At 64.1% G+C, this 17542-nt stretch carries 13 protein-coding genes and 2 tRNA genes; 8 read left to right on the top strand and 7 right to left on the bottom strand.

What is annotated here, in order from left to right:
* Positions 1 to 31: 31 nt before the first annotated feature.
* Positions 32 to 2266 carry a prolyl oligopeptidase family protein gene (locus ACIPY3_RS16640; RefSeq protein WP_400335892.1) on the top strand — a complete coding sequence of 745 codons (2235 nt, stop codon included), beginning with the start codon at positions 32 to 34 and terminating at the stop codon, positions 2264 to 2266.
* A gap of 68 nt (positions 2267 to 2334) precedes the next feature.
* Positions 2335 to 2423: transfer RNA gene (locus tag ACIPY3_RS16635), tRNA-Ser, on the top strand.
* 60 nt (positions 2424 to 2483) lie between these two features.
* Here ACIPY3_RS16635 and ACIPY3_RS16630 read toward each other — a convergent pair.
* Both ACIPY3_RS16630 and ACIPY3_RS16625 read right to left on the bottom strand, forming a co-directional pair.
* The gene (locus ACIPY3_RS16630; protein WP_400335889.1) at positions 2484 to 3917 is read right to left on the bottom strand and encodes an MFS transporter; all 1434 of its coding nucleotides are present in this window, start codon (positions 3915 to 3917) and stop codon (positions 2484 to 2486) included.
* A gap of 178 nt (positions 3918 to 4095) precedes the next feature.
* Entirely contained in the window at positions 4096 to 6261 is a 2166-nt protein-coding gene (locus tag ACIPY3_RS16625) for a RecQ family ATP-dependent DNA helicase (RefSeq protein WP_400335886.1), read from the bottom strand.
* A 126-nt stretch (positions 6262 to 6387) separates the two neighbouring features.
* Between ACIPY3_RS16625 and ACIPY3_RS16620 the strand changes: the two genes are divergently transcribed.
* The 4 genes from ACIPY3_RS16620 (at position 6388) to ACIPY3_RS16605 (ending at position 10117) form a co-directional block, all read left to right on the top strand.
* Positions 6388 to 7806, top strand: a complete 1419-nt coding sequence (locus tag ACIPY3_RS16620) for a phosphomannomutase/phosphoglucomutase (protein WP_400335884.1) — start codon at positions 6388 to 6390, stop codon at positions 7804 to 7806.
* A 23-nt stretch (positions 7807 to 7829) separates the two neighbouring features.
* On the top strand, positions 7830 to 8297 hold the full coding sequence (locus ACIPY3_RS16615; RefSeq protein ID WP_400335882.1) for a hypothetical protein: 468 nt from the start codon (positions 7830 to 7832) through the stop codon (positions 8295 to 8297).
* Between the two features lie 24 nt (positions 8298 to 8321).
* Complete coding sequence (locus tag ACIPY3_RS16610) at positions 8322 to 8816, top strand: RrF2 family transcriptional regulator (RefSeq protein ID WP_400335880.1); 495 nt, start codon at positions 8322 to 8324, stop codon at positions 8814 to 8816.
* Positions 8817 to 8959: 143 nt separating this feature from the next.
* Positions 8960 to 10117 (top strand): globin domain-containing protein, encoded by a 1158-nt coding sequence (locus tag ACIPY3_RS16605; RefSeq protein WP_400335878.1) that lies wholly within the window; start codon positions 8960 to 8962, stop codon positions 10115 to 10117.
* Between the two features lie 91 nt (positions 10118 to 10208).
* Here the strand turns inward: ACIPY3_RS16605 and ACIPY3_RS16600 are convergent, their stop codons facing one another.
* Complete coding sequence (locus tag ACIPY3_RS16600) at positions 10209 to 12035, bottom strand: phosphoenolpyruvate carboxykinase (GTP) (RefSeq protein WP_400335876.1); 1827 nt, start codon at positions 12033 to 12035, stop codon at positions 10209 to 10211.
* 285 nt (positions 12036 to 12320) lie between these two features.
* On the opposite strand from ACIPY3_RS16600, the gene ACIPY3_RS16595 reads away from it, so the two are divergent.
* Positions 12321 to 12394, top strand: a tRNA-Arg gene (locus tag ACIPY3_RS16595).
* 239 nt (positions 12395 to 12633) lie between these two features.
* Here ACIPY3_RS16595 and ACIPY3_RS16590 read toward each other — a convergent pair.
* From ACIPY3_RS16590 to ACIPY3_RS16580, 3 genes are read right to left on the bottom strand one after another with little or no spacing between them, the layout of a single operon-like run.
* Complete coding sequence (locus tag ACIPY3_RS16590; protein ID WP_400335874.1) at positions 12634 to 13590, bottom strand: fumarylacetoacetate hydrolase family protein; 957 nt, start codon at positions 13588 to 13590, stop codon at positions 12634 to 12636.
* Positions 13587 to 14372 (bottom strand): cyclase family protein, encoded by a 786-nt coding sequence (locus ACIPY3_RS16585; RefSeq protein ID WP_400335872.1) that lies wholly within the window; start codon positions 14370 to 14372, stop codon positions 13587 to 13589. The genes ACIPY3_RS16590 and ACIPY3_RS16585 overlap by 4 nt, the downstream gene beginning before the upstream one ends.
* Positions 14365 to 15600, bottom strand: a complete 1236-nt coding sequence (locus tag ACIPY3_RS16580; protein WP_400335870.1) for an MFS transporter — start codon at positions 15598 to 15600, stop codon at positions 14365 to 14367. Before ACIPY3_RS16580 ends, ACIPY3_RS16585 begins: the two co-directional genes overlap by 8 nt.
* Before the next feature lie 145 nt (positions 15601 to 15745).
* Here ACIPY3_RS16580 and ACIPY3_RS16575 point away from each other — a divergent pair, with 145 nt between their 5' ends.
* On the top strand, positions 15746 to 16366 hold the full coding sequence (locus ACIPY3_RS16575; protein WP_400335868.1) for a TetR/AcrR family transcriptional regulator: 621 nt from the start codon (positions 15746 to 15748) through the stop codon (positions 16364 to 16366).
* Positions 16367 to 16510: 144 nt separating this feature from the next.
* Here the strand turns inward: ACIPY3_RS16575 and ACIPY3_RS16570 are convergent, their stop codons facing one another.
* A complete protein-coding gene (locus ACIPY3_RS16570; RefSeq protein WP_400335866.1) occupies positions 16511 to 17239 on the bottom strand; it encodes a FadR/GntR family transcriptional regulator in 729 nt (242 codons plus the stop codon).
* Positions 17240 to 17542: the final 303 nt, after the last annotated feature.

Raw genomic sequence — 17542 nt, 5'->3', positions numbered from 1 at the left:
TCCCCGTGAAAAGAGTTGCTTGGATGGGGCGATGACCACCACAGAAGCTGATCAGACGCCACTCCCCGAAGACCGCCCCGCTACCGGACCCCGCCACGCCGCCGATGTGGCAGCGGAACCGACGGATGAGAATGTCTGGCTGGAAGACATCCACGGCGAAGAGCAGCTGGCCTGGGTCCGCGAGCAGAACGCCCGCACGGAGGACCTGCTGGAAGACGCCGACTACGCTGCCGTGGAGGCCGGAATCCTCGAAGTCCTGGACTCCACCGACCGGATCGCCATGGTGAACAAGCGGGGCGACTTCTACTACAACTTCTGGAAGGACCGGGAGCACCCCAAGGGCCTCTGGCGCCGCACCACGTGGGATAGCTACCTTTTGTCCGAACCCGTTTGGGACGTGCTGCTGGACGTTGACGCCCTCGCCAAGGCCGAGGGGATCGAGTGGGTCTTCCACGGTGCCGGGTTCCTGCGTCCCGCGCCCGGCGCCGAGTACCGTTTGGCGATGGTTTCGCTCTCCCCCGACGGCGGCGACGCCAACCGGTACCGCGAGTTCGACGTCGAGACCCGCTCCTTTGTGGACCCAGGCGCGGGCGGCTTCGACGTGCCAACCGCAAAAGGCAACGTCAGCTGGCTCGATGCCGATACGCTGCTCGTTTCCAGCACGGCGGACGGCCTCCCGGCGACGTCGTCCTCCTACGCCCGCACGGCGGTCCAGCTTCGCCGGGGGCAGTCGTTGGCCTCTGCGAAGCAGGTCTTCGAAATCCCCGAAGACCACATGCTCGCCATGGTGGCCCACGACGCCACTCCGGGCTACGAGCGGACCTTCGCAGTGGACTACATCGACTTCTACAACCGGAGCACGTGGCTGCTCCGCGACGATTCGTGGGTTGCCATCGAGGTACCCACGGACGTGAACATCAGCGCACACCGGGAATGGCTGATGTTCCGGCCCCAGAAGGACTGGTCCTTGGCCGATGTTGTCTATCCCGCAGGCTCGCTGCTGGCGGCCGGCCTGGACGCGTGGCTCGCGGGATCACGCGAGGTGGTGGTGCTCTTCACCCCGGACCAGCACACGTCCCTCCAGTCCTGGAGCTGGACCCGGGACTACCTCCTGCTGAACCTGCTGCACGACGTTTCCTCCGAAATCCGTGTGCTGGACGCCACCCGTCTCGATTCTGCGGGGTCCTGGGCCTCCAGCACCCTGGATGCCTGCCCGCCCCTCCACGATGTCAACGCCTACGCCGTGGATGACGAGGATGAATCCGGCGCCGGCAACGACTATTGGCTGGTCGCCACCGGCTTCACGACGCCCACCACGCTCACCCGGGGAACCCTGGAGCCCGGGGAAGCCGTGTACTCCCTGGACTCCGGGCGCACCGGGGGCGTCAACAGCCACCACGAAGAGGTGAAACGGTCGCCGTCGTTCTTCAACGAAGCCGGGTACGAGGTCCAGCAGCACTTCGCCACCTCCGCTGATGGCACCCGCGTGCCCTACTTCCAGGTGGCCTCAAAGGACCTGGTCCTGGACGGCCAAAATCCTACGCAGCTCTCCGGCTACGGCGGATTCGAAGTGTCCCGCACCCCTGCCTACAGCGGTACGGTTGGCCGTGCCTGGTTGGAGCGCCGCACCACCGGGCCGGATTCGCATGCCCGGGGTGGCGTGTATGTAGTGGCCAACATCCGTGGCGGCGGCGAATACGGGCCCTCCTGGCACCGCGCTGCACTCCAGGAAAACCGTCACCGTGCCTACGAAGACTTCGCTGCCGTCGCCCGGGACCTGATCTCCCGTGGAGTCACCAGCCGGAAGCGCCTCGGCTGCGTGGGCGGTTCCAACGGCGGGCTGCTGGTAGGCAACATGCTCACCCAGTACCCGGAGTTGTTCGGCGCGGTGTCCTGCGGAGTGCCGTTGCTGGACATGCGCCGCTACTCCAAGCTCTCCGCCGGGTACTCCTGGATTGCCGAATACGGCGACCCGGATGTTCCCGGGCAGTGGGAGTTCATCCGAACCTTCTCGCCGTACCACCTGTTGCACGACGGCGTGGAGTACCCGGAGACCTTCATCTGGACCGCCACGTCCGACGACCGCGTGGGCCCCGTCCAGGCCCGCAAGATGGCGGCCCGCATGCAGGCCATGGGCATACGCAACGTGTGGTTCCACGAAGCCTTGGAAGGCGGGCATGCCGGAGCCTCGGACAACCGGCAAGCCGCGGCCCTCCAGGCCCGGAGCAACCATTTCCTGTGGAGGGCGCTGGCCGGAATCAACTGACGCTCCTGGCCTGTTTTGCACTGGGCCGCTGGTTCTGCGTATCCTTGGTGGGCTAGCAATAGCGGATTGGAGACGTGCCAGAGCGGCCGAATGGACTTCACTGCTAATGAAGGGTCGGGGTTAAACTCGACCGGGGGTTCAAATCCCCCCGTCTCCGCGAATTGGTCCCGGTTTTTGAACCGGGACCTTTTGCGTTTAACGCCTCCGCCGCCCGCATCTACCGCCGCCGGGAACCGGCGCTGACCTCGGCTCCCGCGTGGCGGTGCAGTGTCAGGCTGTCGATGGTGCTGACCAGCATCAGGACGGCCATCGCCAGGAACGCCCCCTTGTAGGCGGTCACATGGTCGGACCCGAAAAGGTGGGTGGCGTCGAACAACCGGAGGAACAGCGCTCCGACGGCGATTCCCGCTCCCGCCGCCAGTTGGACCAAGGTGGCCGAAATGGCGTTGGCGGAGGGCAACTGTTCGGGAACGATGTCCGCGTACTGGACGGAGGCGTAGGCGGAAAATCCGATGGATCGGAAGGCACCGCTCAGGAGCAGGAGTCCGAAGATGACCGGCTCGGGTGTCTGGGCGGTAAGGAACGCGCACAGGGCAAACGTCACCGCCGATGCGAGGGAAGCGAAAACCAGCACCGTCTTGAATCCGAAACGCCGGATAAGCGGAGTGGTGGCGGGTTTAATGCCGATGTTGCCCACGAAAACGGCTGCCACCATGACGCCGGCCTTCAGCGGATCCCAGCCGAAACCGTCCTGGAACATGAGGGGCAGGAGAAACGGCACAGAGCTGATCGTCAGGCGGTAGATGAAGCCGCCCGTTGAGGTAGCGCGGAACGTCCGGGTCCCGAACACGTTCAGGTTGAACAGTGGGACCTTGGCCTTCGCCATCCACCAGACGGCACCTGCCAGCGACAAGACGCCCGCAGCAACCACGACGGCGGCAACCGACCCGGGCGCGTGGCCACCCAGCGTTTCCAGACCAACAACCAAGGCCCCGACGCCGAGCGTGGTCAGCAGCAGCCCGAACCAGTCCAGCCTGCGTTTGCCGTCCCCGGCGGTCTTCGGCACAAGCCGCAACGCCGCAATGAAGGCTGCGAGGCCCAGCGGAACGTTGATGATGAAGATCCAGTGCCAGGACAGGAAGGTGGTCAGCGCCCCTCCCACCATGGGGGCCAGGACCGGTGCCAGGAGTCCGGGCCACACGAGGAAGGCCGTCGCCCGGAGGAGTTCGGATTTCGGCGTTCCCCGCAGCACCACCAAGGTGCCTACGGGAACCATCATGGCCCCACCCGCGCCCTGGGCCACACGGCTCAGCGTGAGCATGGTCAGGTCCTGGCTGATGGCGCAGAGCAGCGACGCCACGGTGAAGACAGCGATGGCCAGGCAAAATACCCTGCGTGCCCCCAGCCGTTCGGCCAGCCAACTGCTGAGGGGAATACCCATGGCCACTGTCACGAGGTAAGCCGTCATGGTGATGTTGACATCCGCGGCCGGGACCCTGAAATCGGAGGCGATGCTGGGAACGGCCGTGGTGAGGATGGTGCCGTCGAGGAACTCCATGAAGAACGTTGCGGCCACCAGCAGCGCCAACCTCGGCTGCCATGTACTCTCCGTGGCGGTGGCAGCGTCGGTCTGGTTCGAATCTGTGGTCATTGCTCCGGTCCAAAGTCAGGATGGACGGCCCGTGCGGGGCTATCTTGCGTGTTTCATCGATCCTATAGAGACAATGTGGGAGCGATCACAAAATGACACAGCCTTACGTCCCGGGACGTTGCCCGGCACTCGCAGTTCCGCCGCTGTGGGCCGCGACAGCCGTGCCCGGGGAGACCTTCTACCCAGCCTGCGCCAACGCCAGCGGAAGGACCGGCCCTGCACCGGCCAGCCGCAGGGCCCGGGCGGCCACGGTCATGGTCCAGCGGCTGTCAACGAGGTCATCCACCAGAAGCACTGGTTGCCCAGCGGTTCCGGCGAGCGCTTGGCCCAGTTCCGGTCCCACCACCAGCCGGTCCCAAACTCCTGCAAGCCGGTAGGCACTGTTGCCTCCGCGGGACCCCGCGGGTCCGCCGTGCTGGGGCTCCAGGGACCCCAGGTAGGGCATGCGGCCGATCCCGGCGATTCCCCGGGCCAGGGAGTCCACCAACTGCGGCTTGCTCCTGGAGGGAAGGCTCACCACGGCAGCAGGCCGGCCCACCCCGCTCCAGGCAGTTCCGCCATCCGCGCCGGACCACTCGCGCAGTACTTGCACGCAGGCCTGGAGCATGGCCGGGTCCACCTCACGGTCAGCAGCTCCTGCCGCGAAGAGCTCGCGAAGCGCACCGCCCCAGCCCAAGTCCGTGAGACGGGCCAGCACACGCCCTTCAGCGATGCCCTCATCCGGCTTGATCTTGCCCTTGACGGGAACGCCCAACCGATCCATCCCGGACGGCCACTGCAGGCGGGGTTCCACCGCGATGCCCACCCTGCGCAGTGTCTGTCCTGCGGCGTCCACCGCGGCCGCGGCAATATCGTCCGGGAACCAGCGTCCGGCGCAATTGTCGCAGCGTCCGCACGGTGCTGCGGTCTCGTCGTCGAGCACGGAGGTGATGTACTCCATGCGGCACCCTGAGGTGTCCTGGTAGATGATCATCGAGTCCTGCTCGTCCACCCGGGCCTCGGCAATACGCGAGTATCGCTCGGCGTCATAGACCCACGGCTGGCCGGTGGACCGCCATCCTCCGCCCACGCGCTCCACGGCGCCGTCCACGGCAAGGACCTTGAGCAGCAACTCAAGTGGTGTCCGGCGCAGGTCCACGCGGGCTTCCAGTGCAACCGTAGACAGTGCAGACCCTGCATCCGCGAGGACGTCCAGCACGGCCGCGGCCTTTTCCGCGGAGGGCATGGAGGCCGTGGCGAAGTACTGCCAGATTTCACGGTCCTCGGAGCCCGGGAGCAGGAGGACATCGGCGTTGGCTGCCCCACGTCCAGCACGGCCCACTTGCTGGTAGTACGCCACCGGCGAGGACGGCGCCCCCAGGTGGATAACGAATCCGAGGTCAGGCTTGTCGAAGCCCATGCCCAACGCGGACGTGGCAACGAGGGCCTTGACCTGGTTGTCCTTCAGGAGCTGCTCGGCGCGCTCCCGTTCGGCGGGATCCGTCCTGCCCGTATAGGACAAGACGTTGTGCCCGGCTTCGGCGAGCAGCCTCGCGGTGTCCTCGGCCGCCGAGACTGTGAGCGTGTAGATGATTCCACTGCCAGGCAGGTCTGCGAGGTGGGTCAGCAACCAGCCAAGCCTGTCCCGGGAGTTCTCAAGATTCAGCACGCCGAGCCGCAGGGATTCCCTGCCCAGTGCTCCCCTGATGGTCAGGACACCTTCCCCGAGTTGTTCTTCGATGTCATGGACCACGCGGGAGTTGGCCGTGGCGGTAGTGGCCAGCACGGGCACACTCTGCGGTAGCTGGGCGATAAGGTCCGCTATCCGCCGGTAGTCGGGCCTGAAGTCGTGCCCCCAGTCCGAAATACAGTGGGCCTCATCGATCACCAGCAGGCCGGTGCGCCTGATCAGTTCAGGAAGCTGGTTCTCCCGGAAGGAGGGGTTGGTGAGCCGTTCCGGGGACACCAACAAGACGTCAACGTCGTCGGCCGCGAGCTGTTCCAGCACGGAGTCCCACTCCAGGGCATTGGCCGAGTTGATGGCCACCGCCCGCACACCGGCTCTCGCAGCCGCCGCAACCTGGTCCCGCATGAGGGCAAGCAGTGGCGAGACGATCAGCGTGGGGCCGGCACCGCGCCTGCGCAGCAACAGGGAGGAGACGAAGTAGACCGCCGATTTCCCCCAACCCGTGCGCTGGACCACCAATGCCCGCCTCCCGCCGTCCACCAAGGCCTCGATGGCCTCAAACTGGCCGTCGTGGAACTCCGCCTCCGGGTGCCCCACGAGTTCACGGAGGCAGGCGAGGGCCTGCTCACGGGTAGGTGTTTGCACGGAAACAGAGGGAATGTGGGGGTAGGAGGCCATGTACCCCAGTATTGCAGCCGGCCCTGACAGCCAGGACCCCGACGACCGGCTATGTGGACAACGTCTATCCACATGTATCCTGCGCCGGTTCATGCCCATTTGCACTGCCACAGTAGGATTGAGCGCGTGACTAGCGAGCAGAACAAGACTTTCGACCTCTCGGCTTCCTTCAAGGCGTACGACGTCCGGGGCATCGTGGGGGAATCCATTACGGCTGAAATTGTCCAGGCCGTGGGTGCTGCCTTCATTGACGTTCTTGGCCTTGAGGGCCAGACGGTCCTGGTGGGTGGCGATATGCGTCCGTCCTCGCCGGAGTTCAGCCAGGCGTTCGCCAAGGGCGCCGCTGCCCGTGGCGCGGACGTGCAGTTGCTGGATCTGATTTCCACTGACGAGCTCTACTACGCCTGTGGTGCGTTGAACGCCGCCGGTGCCACGTTCACCGCGAGCCACAACCCGGCCGAATACAACGGCATCAAGATGGCCAAGGCCGGCGCCCAGCCCATTTCTTCCGAAAGTGGCCTGAAGGAGATCCAGGCCCTGGCCGAGGAATACCTGAACCAGGGCAGCATCCCGGCAGCGGCCAGGCGCGGCCAGATCGGCGTGCGGGATGTCCTGAAGGACTACGCCGAGTACCTGCGCAAGCTCGTGGACCTTTCCGGGTCGCGGCGTTTGAAGGTTGTTGTGGATGCCGGCAACGGCATGGCCGGTTTGACCACCCCGGCAGTGTTGGGCGACAAGCTGCTCCCCGGCCTGCCTTTTGAGATCGTTCCACTGTACTTCGAGCTGGATGGTTCGTTCCCGAACCACCCCGCCAACCCTTTGGAACCGGAGAACCTGCGCGACCTCCAGGCAGCGGTCCTCAAGCACGGCGCCGACATCGGCCTGGCCTTCGACGGCGATGCCGACCGGTGCTTCGTGGTCGACGAGAAGGGCGAGCCTGTATCGCCGTCGGCCATCACCGCCATGGTGGCCCGCCGGGAAATCGCCCGCGCGAAGGCGGCCGGCGAAGAAACCCCGGTGATCATCCACAACCTGCTGACGTCCAAGGCCGTGCCGGAACTCGTGGCCCAGGACGGTGGCCGCGCGGTCCGTACCCGCGTGGGCCACTCCTTCATCAAGGCAGTGATGGCTCAAGAGGGTGCAGTTTTTGGTGGAGAGCACTCGGCACACTTCTACTTCCGTGACTTCTGGAACGCAGACACCGGCATGCTGGCAGCCATGCATGTTCTGGCTGCGTTGGGTGAGCAGGACGGTCCGTTGTCCGAGCTCGGCCGCCAGTACGAACCCTACGTTTCCTCCGGTGAGATCAACTCGGAAATCGAGGACAAGGCCGCAGCCGTGGAACGCGTCCGCGCTGATTTCGCCTCCGAAGACATCGAGATTGACCACATGGATGGCAGCACCTTCAGCGCCAAGGACGGCAGCTGGTGGTTCAACCTCCGCCCTTCCAACACCGAGCCCTTCCTCCGGCTGAACGCCGAAGCCAAGGACCACGCCACCATGGAAAAGATCCGCGACCGCGTCCTGGCAATCGTCCGGGGCTAGCAACGCAGAGGAATACTGACACCATGAGCCAAACACCTCAAGCAACGGGGCAACCGGCTGGACAAGACTCCAATCCTGACCAGGACCGCGAGCTCCGCGACACCCTGGGCACCGCCATTGGCACGGCCCAGGAACACCTGCTCCAGAACGGCGGCTTCCTCCCCTTCGGCATCACGCTGTCCCACGACGGCGAGCTCCGCATCGTCCTGGTCACCCCGAACGAGCCGGATGAGAACGGTGAGCTGGACGCGGAACAAATGCTGTCCGACGTCCAGGAGTTGTTGCGCCAAGGCCGTGACGGCTACCGCGCCGTGGCCATTGCCTATGACGTATCCTTGCCGGACCATGGATCGGACGGCATCACCGGCGCAGCCGAGCACCGGGATGGCGGCGTCCTGGCCGCCATTGTTCCCTACACGCAAACCAACGACGGTTTCACCTTCGGCGCCATGGAAGCGGATTCCCACGAGCCCACCATCTGGGTGGACTAGACCTCACTACGTTAGGCAAAAGCCATGAAGATCAACGCGTTCGCAGATGTGAGCCTCCGCGCTGTCATGGTCCTGGCCGCAGCTCCTGACGGAACGCTGTTGACCACACAGGCTGTGGCGGATGCTGTTGGCACGCCCTACAACCACGTCAGCAAGGCAATGGTCCGGCTGCGGGAGCTCGGGCTGATCGATGTTGAACGCGGCCGGCTGGGCGGCTCGCGCTTGAACGCCTCGGGAAGGAAGGCCACCGTAGGCCAACTCCTCCGCCAACTCGACAGCCGCCAGGACCCGGCCGAGTGCCAGTCCCCCAACGGCGACTGCCCCCTCCTCACCGAGTGCGGGCTCCGCCACGCCATGAAGCGGGCACGGGAAGCCTTCTACCGGGAGCTCGATGGCGTGGTGATTGCGTCACTGCCGCACGCCCGCCAGATGGCCCCGGTATTCCAAACCATAGGACTGCGGCCGCAGTTCCAGGCCGGGATATCCCCAGCAACCGAAGCCGCGGTCGCCGCTCCGTAACACCCTTCCGCGACACGCTGCGTCGCGATTTGCACATCTTTTCTACAAGGAGTAGAAATTGAGCTGTAAATACACGCATTTTAAATACGTATATTTACCGCTCGCGTCCGGACAACCAGCCGGACCCCAACCCCAGGAGAACCATGCTCTCGGAGAAGTCCCGCCCCATCATTGAAGCCACTCTTCCGCTGGTCGGATCGCGGATTGGCGAGATCACCGCTGATTTTTACAACCGCCTCTTCACCGCCCACCCCGAACTCCTGGATGGGCTTTTCAGCCGCTCCAACCAGCGCTCGGGAGAGCAGCAGAAGGCCTTGGCCGGGAGCATCGCCGCGTTCGCGACCCACCTGGTGACCAACCCGGGAACCCTTCCGGAGAAGGTACTCTCCCGCATCGCCCACAAGCACGCCTCCTTGGGGATCACCGAGGAACAGTACGGAGTGGTCTATGAGCACCTGTTCGCCGCCATCGCCGCTGACCTGGCTGACGTCATTACTCCAGAGATCGCCGAGGCGTGGACCGAGGTCTACTGGCTCATGGCCGATGCGCTGATCAAACTGGAGAAGGACCTCTACGCAGCCCAGGCCAACACGATGATGTGGATGCCGTGGCGGGTGGTGGCCAAGGAAGCCGCGGGCAAGGACTCCATGACCTTCACCCTGGAACCCGCCGATGATACGCCCGTCACCGCGGCAAAGCCCGGCCAGTACGTCAGCGTCAAGGTGACGCTGCCCGATGGCCTCCGCCAGGTCCGCCAGTACTCACTCTCCGGCAGCGCCGGCAGCAGCCGGATTTTCACCACCAAGCTCAACGACGGCGGCGAGGTGTCCACCGCCCTTCATACCGCCGTCGAGCCCGGCGACATCCTGGAAATCTCCAACCCGTACGGCGAGATCACGCTCAAGGAAGGCGACGGCCCCGTAGTCCTCGCCTCGGCGGGGATCGGCTGCACCCCCACGGCGTCCATCCTGCGCTCCCTCGCGGACACCGGTACGGAACGCGATGTCCTGGTGCTGCACGCCGAACGGTCCATGGAGAGCTGGGCACTCAGCGGCCAGATGACCGCGGACGCTGCGAGGATCGATGCCCAACTGCAGCTCTGGCTAGAGACCCCGCAGTCCGGCGCCAAAGAAGGTTTCATGTCCCTGCGCGAAGTCGACCTGCCCGCGGATGCCTCGCTGTACCTCTGCGGCCCACTGCCCTTCATGAAGAAGATCCGGGACGAAGCCATCGAGGCGGGCATTCCGGCCACCCGCATCCACTACGAAGTCTTCGGACCGGACGTCTGGCTCGCCAACTAACGCTTAAACCACGACGACGGCCTGTCACCTTTCCAGCGAAAGGCGACAGGCCGTCGTCGTGCACTTAAGGACGCCGTTGTCCCTAAGGGGTCTAGGCCAGGCGGCTCTTCAGGCCATCCAGCTCGGACTGGAGCGCCGCCGGGAGCGATCCACCGAAGTTGGCGAACCATTCCTCGATGGAGGCGAGCTCGGTTGCCCACTCGTCAGCGTCAACGCGAACCGCGGCTTCAACTTCTGCCGGGGTCATGTCCAGGCCTTCCAGGTCGATCGAGTCGCCGGTCGGAACGAAGCCGATCGGGGTCTCCACCGCGTCGGCCTTGCCCTCGAGGCGCTCGATGGCCCATTTGAGCACACGGGCGTTGTCCCCGAAGCCGGGCCAGGCGAAGCCACCCTCGGCCGTGCGGCGGAACCAGTTGACCAGGAAGATCTTCGGCAGGCGCTCCGGGTTGCCCTTGGCCGACAGGTTGACCCAGTGGTTCAGGTAGTCGCCTGCGTCGTAGCCGATGAACGGCAGCATGGCCATGGGGTCGCGGCGGACAACACCAACTGCGCCGGCCGCGGCAGCAGTGGTCTCCGAGGAGAGCGTGGAGCCCATGAAGATGCCGTTGGACCAGTCGCGGGCCTCGGTGACCAGCGGGATGGTGGTCTTGCGGCGGCCACCGAACAGGATGGCGGAGAGCTCAACACCCTCGGGGCTGAAGTACTCTTCGGCCAGCATGTCGATCTGGTCGATCGGCGTGCAGAAGCGGGAGTTCGGGTGGGCGGCAGGCTTGTCCGAGTCCGGAGTCCAGGACTCACCGCGCCAGTCGGTCAGGTGGGCCGGGGTTTCCTCGGTCATGCCTTCCCACCAGACGCCGCCGTCATCGGTCAGCGCTACGTTGGTGAAGATGCTGTTGCCCTTGGCGATGGCGCGCATGGCGTTCGGGTTGGTGCCCCAACCGGTGCCCGGTGCAACGCCGAACAGGCCGGCTTCGGGGTTGACGGCGCGAAGTTCGCCTTCCTTGCCGTAGCGCATCCAGGTGATGTCGTCGCCGAGGGTCTCGACCTTCCAGCCCTTGATGGTGGGGTCGAGCAGCGCGAGGTTGGTCTTGCCGCAAGCGGACGGGAACGCAGCGGAGACGTAGTAGGTCTTCTGCTCCGGGGAGGTCAGCTTGAGGATGAGCATGTGCTCAGCCAGCCAGCCCTCATCGCGGGCCATGACCGAGGCGATACGCAGTGCGTAGCACTTCTTGCCCAGCAGGGCGTTGCCGCCGTAGCCGGAGCCGAAGGACCAGATGGAGCGCTCTTCGGGGAAGTGGACAATCCACTTTTCCGGGTTGCACGGCCAGGCAACATCGGCCTGCCCTGCCTCCAGCGGTGCGCCCAGGGAGTGCAGGGCGGGAACGAAGAAGGCGTCGGTCTGGGTGATGCGGTCCAGGACGTCCGTGCCGATGCGGGCCATGATGCGCATGGAAGCCACGACGTAGGCGGAGTCGGTGATCTCAACGCCGAACTTGGGGTCTTCAGCATCCAGGTGGCCCATGACGAACGGGATGACGTACATGGTGCGGCCGCGCATGGAGCCGGCGAACAGTCCGCGCAGCTTCTGCTTCATCTCGGCCGGGGCCATCCAGTTGTTGGTGAAGCCTGCATCGCGCTCGTTCTCGGAGCAGATGAAGGTCTGCTCTTCAACACGGGCAACGTCTGCAGGATCGGAGAACGCTGCGAAGGAGTTCGGGAACGTTTCCGGGTTGAGCCGCTTCAGGGTGCCGGCCTCGACGAGTTCGTCGGTCAGCTTCTTGTTTTCTGCTTCGCTACCGTCAACCCAGTGGATGCGGTCCGGCTGGGTCAGCTCGGCAACTTCCTCAACCCAGGCCAGCAGGCGTGCATGCGTAGTAGGTGCCTTCTCAAGCAGCGGCAGTCGCGCCAGATCGCCCATTGCGGTTCCCTTCCCTCGGGTTCGGTGGTGTGTCCTAAACGATAGGGGGCGCGGACCAGACCAATCCGCTGTCAGACATCGGACAACCAAGGAACCAAAAAACAAAAACCGCGGAAATTCAAGGATCTGCGTTTCAAGACGCTCGTTTTAAGTGACGAAGGTCACCTAGACCGGTCTAGTTAGCTAGATTACAGCTTTCCGATTTGGAACTTCACATGAACTTCTGTAAAGTTTATTGAGGTTCGAGGGGGTCAGAGAAACAGACCGCCGAGAATCACGCGAAATGCGCCCATAGCTCAGCTGGATAGAGCGTCTGTCTACGGAACAGAAGGTCAGGGGTTCGAATCCCTTTGGGCGCACAAATGAAGACCCGCACCGGTTCGCCGGTGCGGGTCTTTTGCTGTCCCCGCGCGTACCCAACTACACGCCTCCCCAACTAAGTCGCAGTTGTGCGCGTTTAGCGCCCTCTAAACGCGCACAACTGCGACCCAGTTGGGAACGCAACGACGATAGGGCGAGGGCCGCCGTCGTACTTTTGCGGAAAGTACGACGGCGGCCCTCGCCTTGTGAATGCAAATACGGCTGGGGGCCGCGCTGCTCAGGTGCCCGGACCGAACGGCGTTGGCGGGGCGTAAGCCCGGCGGCGGGCCTGCGGGAGCGGATGGACGGGCGGGGCCTGGCCCACCACGTTGGTCAACGTGCCCAGCCGGTCCACCGTCAGACTCACAGAGTCACCCGCCTTGAGCGGTGGTGGCGTCTGGGAACCGTACCAACCCCAGAACTCGGCGAGGCAGCCGCCACCGCTCGTGCCGGAGCCGAGGACATCCCCACGCCGCACCCACGTTCCGCGGCTGGCATAGGCCACCAGTTCGGCGAAGCTCCACGCCATGTTGGCCAGGGAATCCGTGGCCAACACCTGTTCGTTAATAGACACGCTCATGCCAAGGTCCAGGAAGCCATCCAAGGTGGCATCCGCAACCTCGTCCTTGGTAACGAAGAAGGGGCCCAGCGAGGTGGCCGTGTCCTTGCCCTTGGCAGGCCCCAGCCCGACAGCCATTTCGGTGCGCTGCAGATCGCGGGCGGACCAGTCGTTCAAGATCATGTAGCCGACGATGTGTTCCTCGGCTTCCTCCACCGAGAGGTTGTATCCGTCAGCGCCTATCACGGCGGCTACTTCCAGTTCGAAGTCGAATTGCTGCGTGCCCGGCGCCATCGGGACGGTGGCGTTGTGGCCAACGGCCGCGTGCGGATTCGTAAAGTAGAACGCGGGGGCCTCGTACCAGGCCGGGGGTATGCCCTTGTCCGGAGCAACGGAGCGGAGGGCACCCACCGTGTGCTGCTCAAAGGTGATGAAGTCCCGGATGCTCGTGACCTCAAACGGCGGTAGCAGCTCGGCGTCCTGCAGGTCCACCAGCGCACCGCTGGAGGACTGCCAGGGCCAGGCAATCACATCGAAGGCCTCGAGGCCCTCCGGATAGAGCCGGCCCGAAACCAAACTGTCGTCGGCCAGCCCAAGGCGAGGTACGCCGTCGTGCATCATCCGGAAGAACTTCACCGCAGAACCTCCTCATCAAGGATCGCGACGGCACGGGTCCAGCCGGCGGACGCACCGTGGACCTTCACCGGGAAGCAGGAGACCTGGAAACCAGCGCTCGGAAGGATCTCCAGGTTGCTGAGCTTTTCGATGTGGCAGTATCCGATCTCCATGCCTGCTTTGTGCCCTTCCCAGATCAGGTCGTTATTGCCGGTTTCCACATATCGCTTAGCGGTATGGATGAACGGGGCATCCCAGCTCCAGGCATCGGTACCGGTCACCCGGACGCCTCGGCTGGTCAGGTAGAGCGTCGCTTCACGGCTCATGCCGCACCCTGTGGAGAGGTAGTCGTCCAACCCGTAGCGGGTGCCGGCAGCGGTGTTGACCAGGACGATGTCCCCCGGGGCGAGTTCATGGCCAATCCGGTCCAGTTCCGCTTCCACATCCGACGCTGTGGCAACGTACCCGTCTTCAAATGTCCGGAAGTCCAGCTTCACTCCCCTGCCGAAGCACCATTCCAGCGGAACCTCGTCGATGGTGATGGCCCGCGCACCGCCGTCCATGGTGGAGGCGTAGTGGTAGGGGGCGTCCAAGTGTGTTCCGGTGTGGGTAGTGGCCGTGACGCGCTCGATGGCCCAGCCTTCCCCTCCGGGCAAGTCGGACTCGGCCAGGCCTGGAAAGAAGGAGACCAGATCGCGGGCGGTTTCCTGATGATCGAAGTATTCGATCTCCGGGGTCAGGCCTGGCGGATCGGAGGCGATGTTGGCCCTGAGGCTGACGGACAGGTCTACGAGCTTAGGCATGCGTGGCGGGTTCCTTGTCTGGATATGTTTCGGCGACAGCGGCGGTGTGCGTCTGCGGGAGGAAGAACATGAGGCAGGCGCTCAGCAGGAACACCGCCCCGGAGAGGATGAGACCGGAAGAGAACCCCCAAGAGGCCGCGATTCCGCCCATGGCCAAGGGTGCGAAGGCTGCGACGCCGCGTCCGATGTTGAAACAGAAACCGGCGCCGGTGGTACGGATCCTCGTGGGATACAACTCGCCAAGGTACGAACCGAAAAGCCCGGCGAAGGTCATGAAGAAGGCATAGAGCGGCCCCATCCAGAGCAGGACTGCTTGGTGGGTGACCAGCCCATAGAGAGGCATCAGCACACCCGTTCCTGCAAGGGAGAGAATGATCGCGTTGCGGCGGCCGATTTTGTCAGCTACCCAACCGAAAGCGAGGTACCCAAGGAACATGCCCAGGTTCAGTACGGTCATGAAAAGACTCACTTGCCGTGGGTCCAGTCCCCGTTCACTGGAAAGGTAGCTGGGCAGCCACGTGGAAGCGCCATAGAAACCAATGAAGGCGCAGACAGCCACCAAGGTGGCAATGATGGTGCGGCGCCGGTATGGACCAGTGAACAGTTCCCGTGCGGTCACGCTGGCAGGGCGGCCGACGGCGGCCGAACGCGCCGCCCGCTCGGCGAGCCAGGCTTTGGACTCCGGGAAGAAGAACACCACCATCAGCAAGGGAACCAGCGCCGACAACCCGGTGACCAGGAAGAGCAGCCGCCAATCCGGCATGAAGAATCCGGCAATCAAAGCCGCACTTGCCCCACCCAACGGATAGGCCGCCAGGACGAAAGCGACAGCCCGCCCGCGCTGCGAGGGCGGCCAGGATTCAACGATGTAGGTTGACAGAACGGACCACACACCGCCCAAGCCAATGCCGGCAAGGAACCTCAAAGCCACGAACACCCCATAATTGGGCACCACAAAGAGGGCGGAGGTCAGTGCCACAAAGACCACCATGGACACGATCAGCGCGACGCGCCGGCCACGGTTGTCAGCCAGCCATCCCGTGATCACGCTTGAGCAGCCCATGCCCAGGAGCGTGGCGGTGGCCAGCAAGCCTCCTGCCAAGGGCGTCAGCCCCAGCTCGGCACTGATGGCCGGCAAGGCGAAGGAAAGCACTGCGATTTCGAGGGCATCGAAGAGGTAGATGACGAACGATCCAAGGAGGATGAACCATGTGGTTCCACGTTTCATGGTGGAAATCCCTTCTTAAGCGGGCGACGTTGCCCGGCGCGAAACAGAATTTAGACACTCATTCAGTTTCTGGATGGGATAGAATTTATACACCTATTCAGTTTGTGTCAACGACCGTCGGGAACGGAGCTATAGGCTGGAAACCATGTCCACAGAAGTGCAAGGGAATACCGCGGGAACACGTCGGCGCGAGCAGATCCTTGATGCCGCCGTCAGGATGTTCGCGGACCGGGGCTTCGAAGCAACAACCATGCGTGCCGTCGCCGAGGACATAGGCACTACGGCGCCGCTGGTGATCTACCACTTCGCCACCAAGCTGGATCTTTACAAGGCAGTCTTCGCCCGCTACCAACACCTCAACGAAGAACGCCGCCGTGAGGTACTCGCCGTCGACACTTCGGCGGGTGACGCCGTCGAACGAATCGTCGAGGCGTTCCTCCTGCCAACGTTGCGGGCGCAGGAAACACCGGATGGAAAGCTCTTCGCGCGGCTTGTCCTCCGGGAGGCTTCAGATCCGGCGGCCCATGAACGCGGCATCCTCGCCGAGTACTTCGATCCCATGGCGCGGGACTTCATTACGGTGATGCGCCAGGCGTTGCCGGACAAGCCGCGGGGTTTCCACGAATGGGCCTACCTTTTTGGCGTCGGCGCGCTCACGGGTACTGCGCTTCCGCACCGGATCGCGTCGCTCTCGGACCAGGACAACATCAACGAGTTCCGCTACGACTACCTGCGCTCAGTCCTGGTGGCCGGCTGGCGCGGCTAACACCCAACTAAGTCGCATTAGTGCGCGTTATGAGCCCTCAAAACGCGCACAACTGCGACCCAGTTGGGTGGCCACGACGATAACGCTAGGGCCGCCGTCGTACTTTTGCGGAAAGCACGACGGCGGCCCTTGCGTTTGCGTGCGCTACTCGCCAACGGCCTCGCTGATGCGGCGGCGGATGCCGTCGAAGTGGCGGTTGAGGAGCTCGGCTGCGAGCACCTTGTCCCCGGCAGCGACGGCGGCGTAGATGTTGCGATGGATGGCTGCGGTCTTGACCAGGTCCTCGTTACCCGCGCCGATCTCTACATGGATCTTCCGGTAGACCTTCCAGAACACACCCATGAGGTTGATCAGGAGTTCGTTGTTCAGGGGCTCGAAGAGGCGGCGGTGGAACTCGGCATCGGCGGCAACGAAGTTTTCTCCGGCGGCGGCCAGGTCTTCCATCTGCTTGACGGCTTCCTCGATCAGGGCAAGCTGATCGGGGGTCATGACGTCGATGGACGTGCCAATGAGTCCGGATTCGAGCGCCTGCCGGACATCCACCAATTGCAGGGCCTCGAGACCTTGGTGCCGCAGAGACAAACGTCCGCGGAACGTGAGGCCGTCGGCCAGCGCGTCGAAGTTGCTGGGGGCCACGAACATGCCGAAACCGTGGCGGATCTCGATGACACCCAGAGCCTGGAGCACCTTCAGGGACTCACGGAGCGTGTTCCGCCCAACACCCAGGGCAACCGACAGCTCGCTTTCCGTGGGCAAGGGATCGCCGGCTTCGAGTTCGCGTTCGAGGATCAGCTCCATAATGTCCGACTGCAAAGCACGCAGGCGTGCCTGTGCACTGAACCGCGCTTGCGGAACCACACCGGAAGTTGTCATGGCGCTCTCCTTGCCAATGCGCTCTCCCGTCAGTGCCGGGCAGCGCGGTGTTAATATTGAGGCGAGCTTAGCGCCCACCACAGAATGAGTGACTCGCAACATACAATATCGGATGTCCCACGTCCTTGATAAGTGTGTAGCGGGAATTCCTCGGATTTCCCGCCATTACTGGCCTGTACCGCCCGTCACGGAGGCCCCGCCAGCTCCCCCGGCACCCGACTCCCGCTTGACGTTCCGTTGTGACCGCCCTTACAGTTTCCATACGAGCATCGGACGTCCTACATCCGATAACCCACGAAACTC

This window comes from Paenarthrobacter sp. NPDC089714, from assembly GCF_044748905.1.
Taxonomy (GTDB): Bacteria; Actinomycetota; Actinomycetes; order Actinomycetales; family Micrococcaceae; genus Arthrobacter.
This window is presented reverse-complemented; position numbering and strand designations above follow the sequence as displayed.

Excerpts from the sequence above, each read along its gene's own strand:
- ACIPY3_RS16640 (WP_400335892.1), top strand. The coding sequence starts at position 32 with ATGACCACCACAGAAGCTGATCAGACGCCACTCCCCGAAGACCGCCCC.
- ACIPY3_RS16630 (WP_400335889.1), bottom strand. The coding sequence starts at position 3,917 with ATGACCACAGATTCGAACCAGACCGACGCTGCCACCGCCACGGAGAGT.
- ACIPY3_RS16625 (WP_400335886.1), bottom strand. The coding sequence starts at position 6,261 with ATGGCCTCCTACCCCCACATTCCCTCTGTTTCCGTGCAAACACCTACC.
- ACIPY3_RS16615 (WP_400335882.1), top strand. The coding sequence starts at position 7,830 with ATGAGCCAAACACCTCAAGCAACGGGGCAACCGGCTGGACAAGACTCC.
- ACIPY3_RS16610 (WP_400335880.1), top strand. The coding sequence starts at position 8,322 with ATGAAGATCAACGCGTTCGCAGATGTGAGCCTCCGCGCTGTCATGGTC.
- ACIPY3_RS16605 (WP_400335878.1), top strand. The coding sequence starts at position 8,960 with ATGCTCTCGGAGAAGTCCCGCCCCATCATTGAAGCCACTCTTCCGCTG.
- ACIPY3_RS16600 (WP_400335876.1), bottom strand. The coding sequence starts at position 12,035 with ATGGGCGATCTGGCGCGACTGCCGCTGCTTGAGAAGGCACCTACTACG.
- ACIPY3_RS16585 (WP_400335872.1), bottom strand. The coding sequence starts at position 14,372 with ATGCCTAAGCTCGTAGACCTGTCCGTCAGCCTCAGGGCCAACATCGCC.
- ACIPY3_RS16580 (WP_400335870.1), bottom strand. The coding sequence starts at position 15,600 with ATGAAACGTGGAACCACATGGTTCATCCTCCTTGGATCGTTCGTCATC.
- ACIPY3_RS16575 (WP_400335868.1), top strand. The coding sequence starts at position 15,746 with ATGTCCACAGAAGTGCAAGGGAATACCGCGGGAACACGTCGGCGCGAG.
- ACIPY3_RS16570 (WP_400335866.1), bottom strand. The coding sequence starts at position 17,239 with ATGACAACTTCCGGTGTGGTTCCGCAAGCGCGGTTCAGTGCACAGGCA.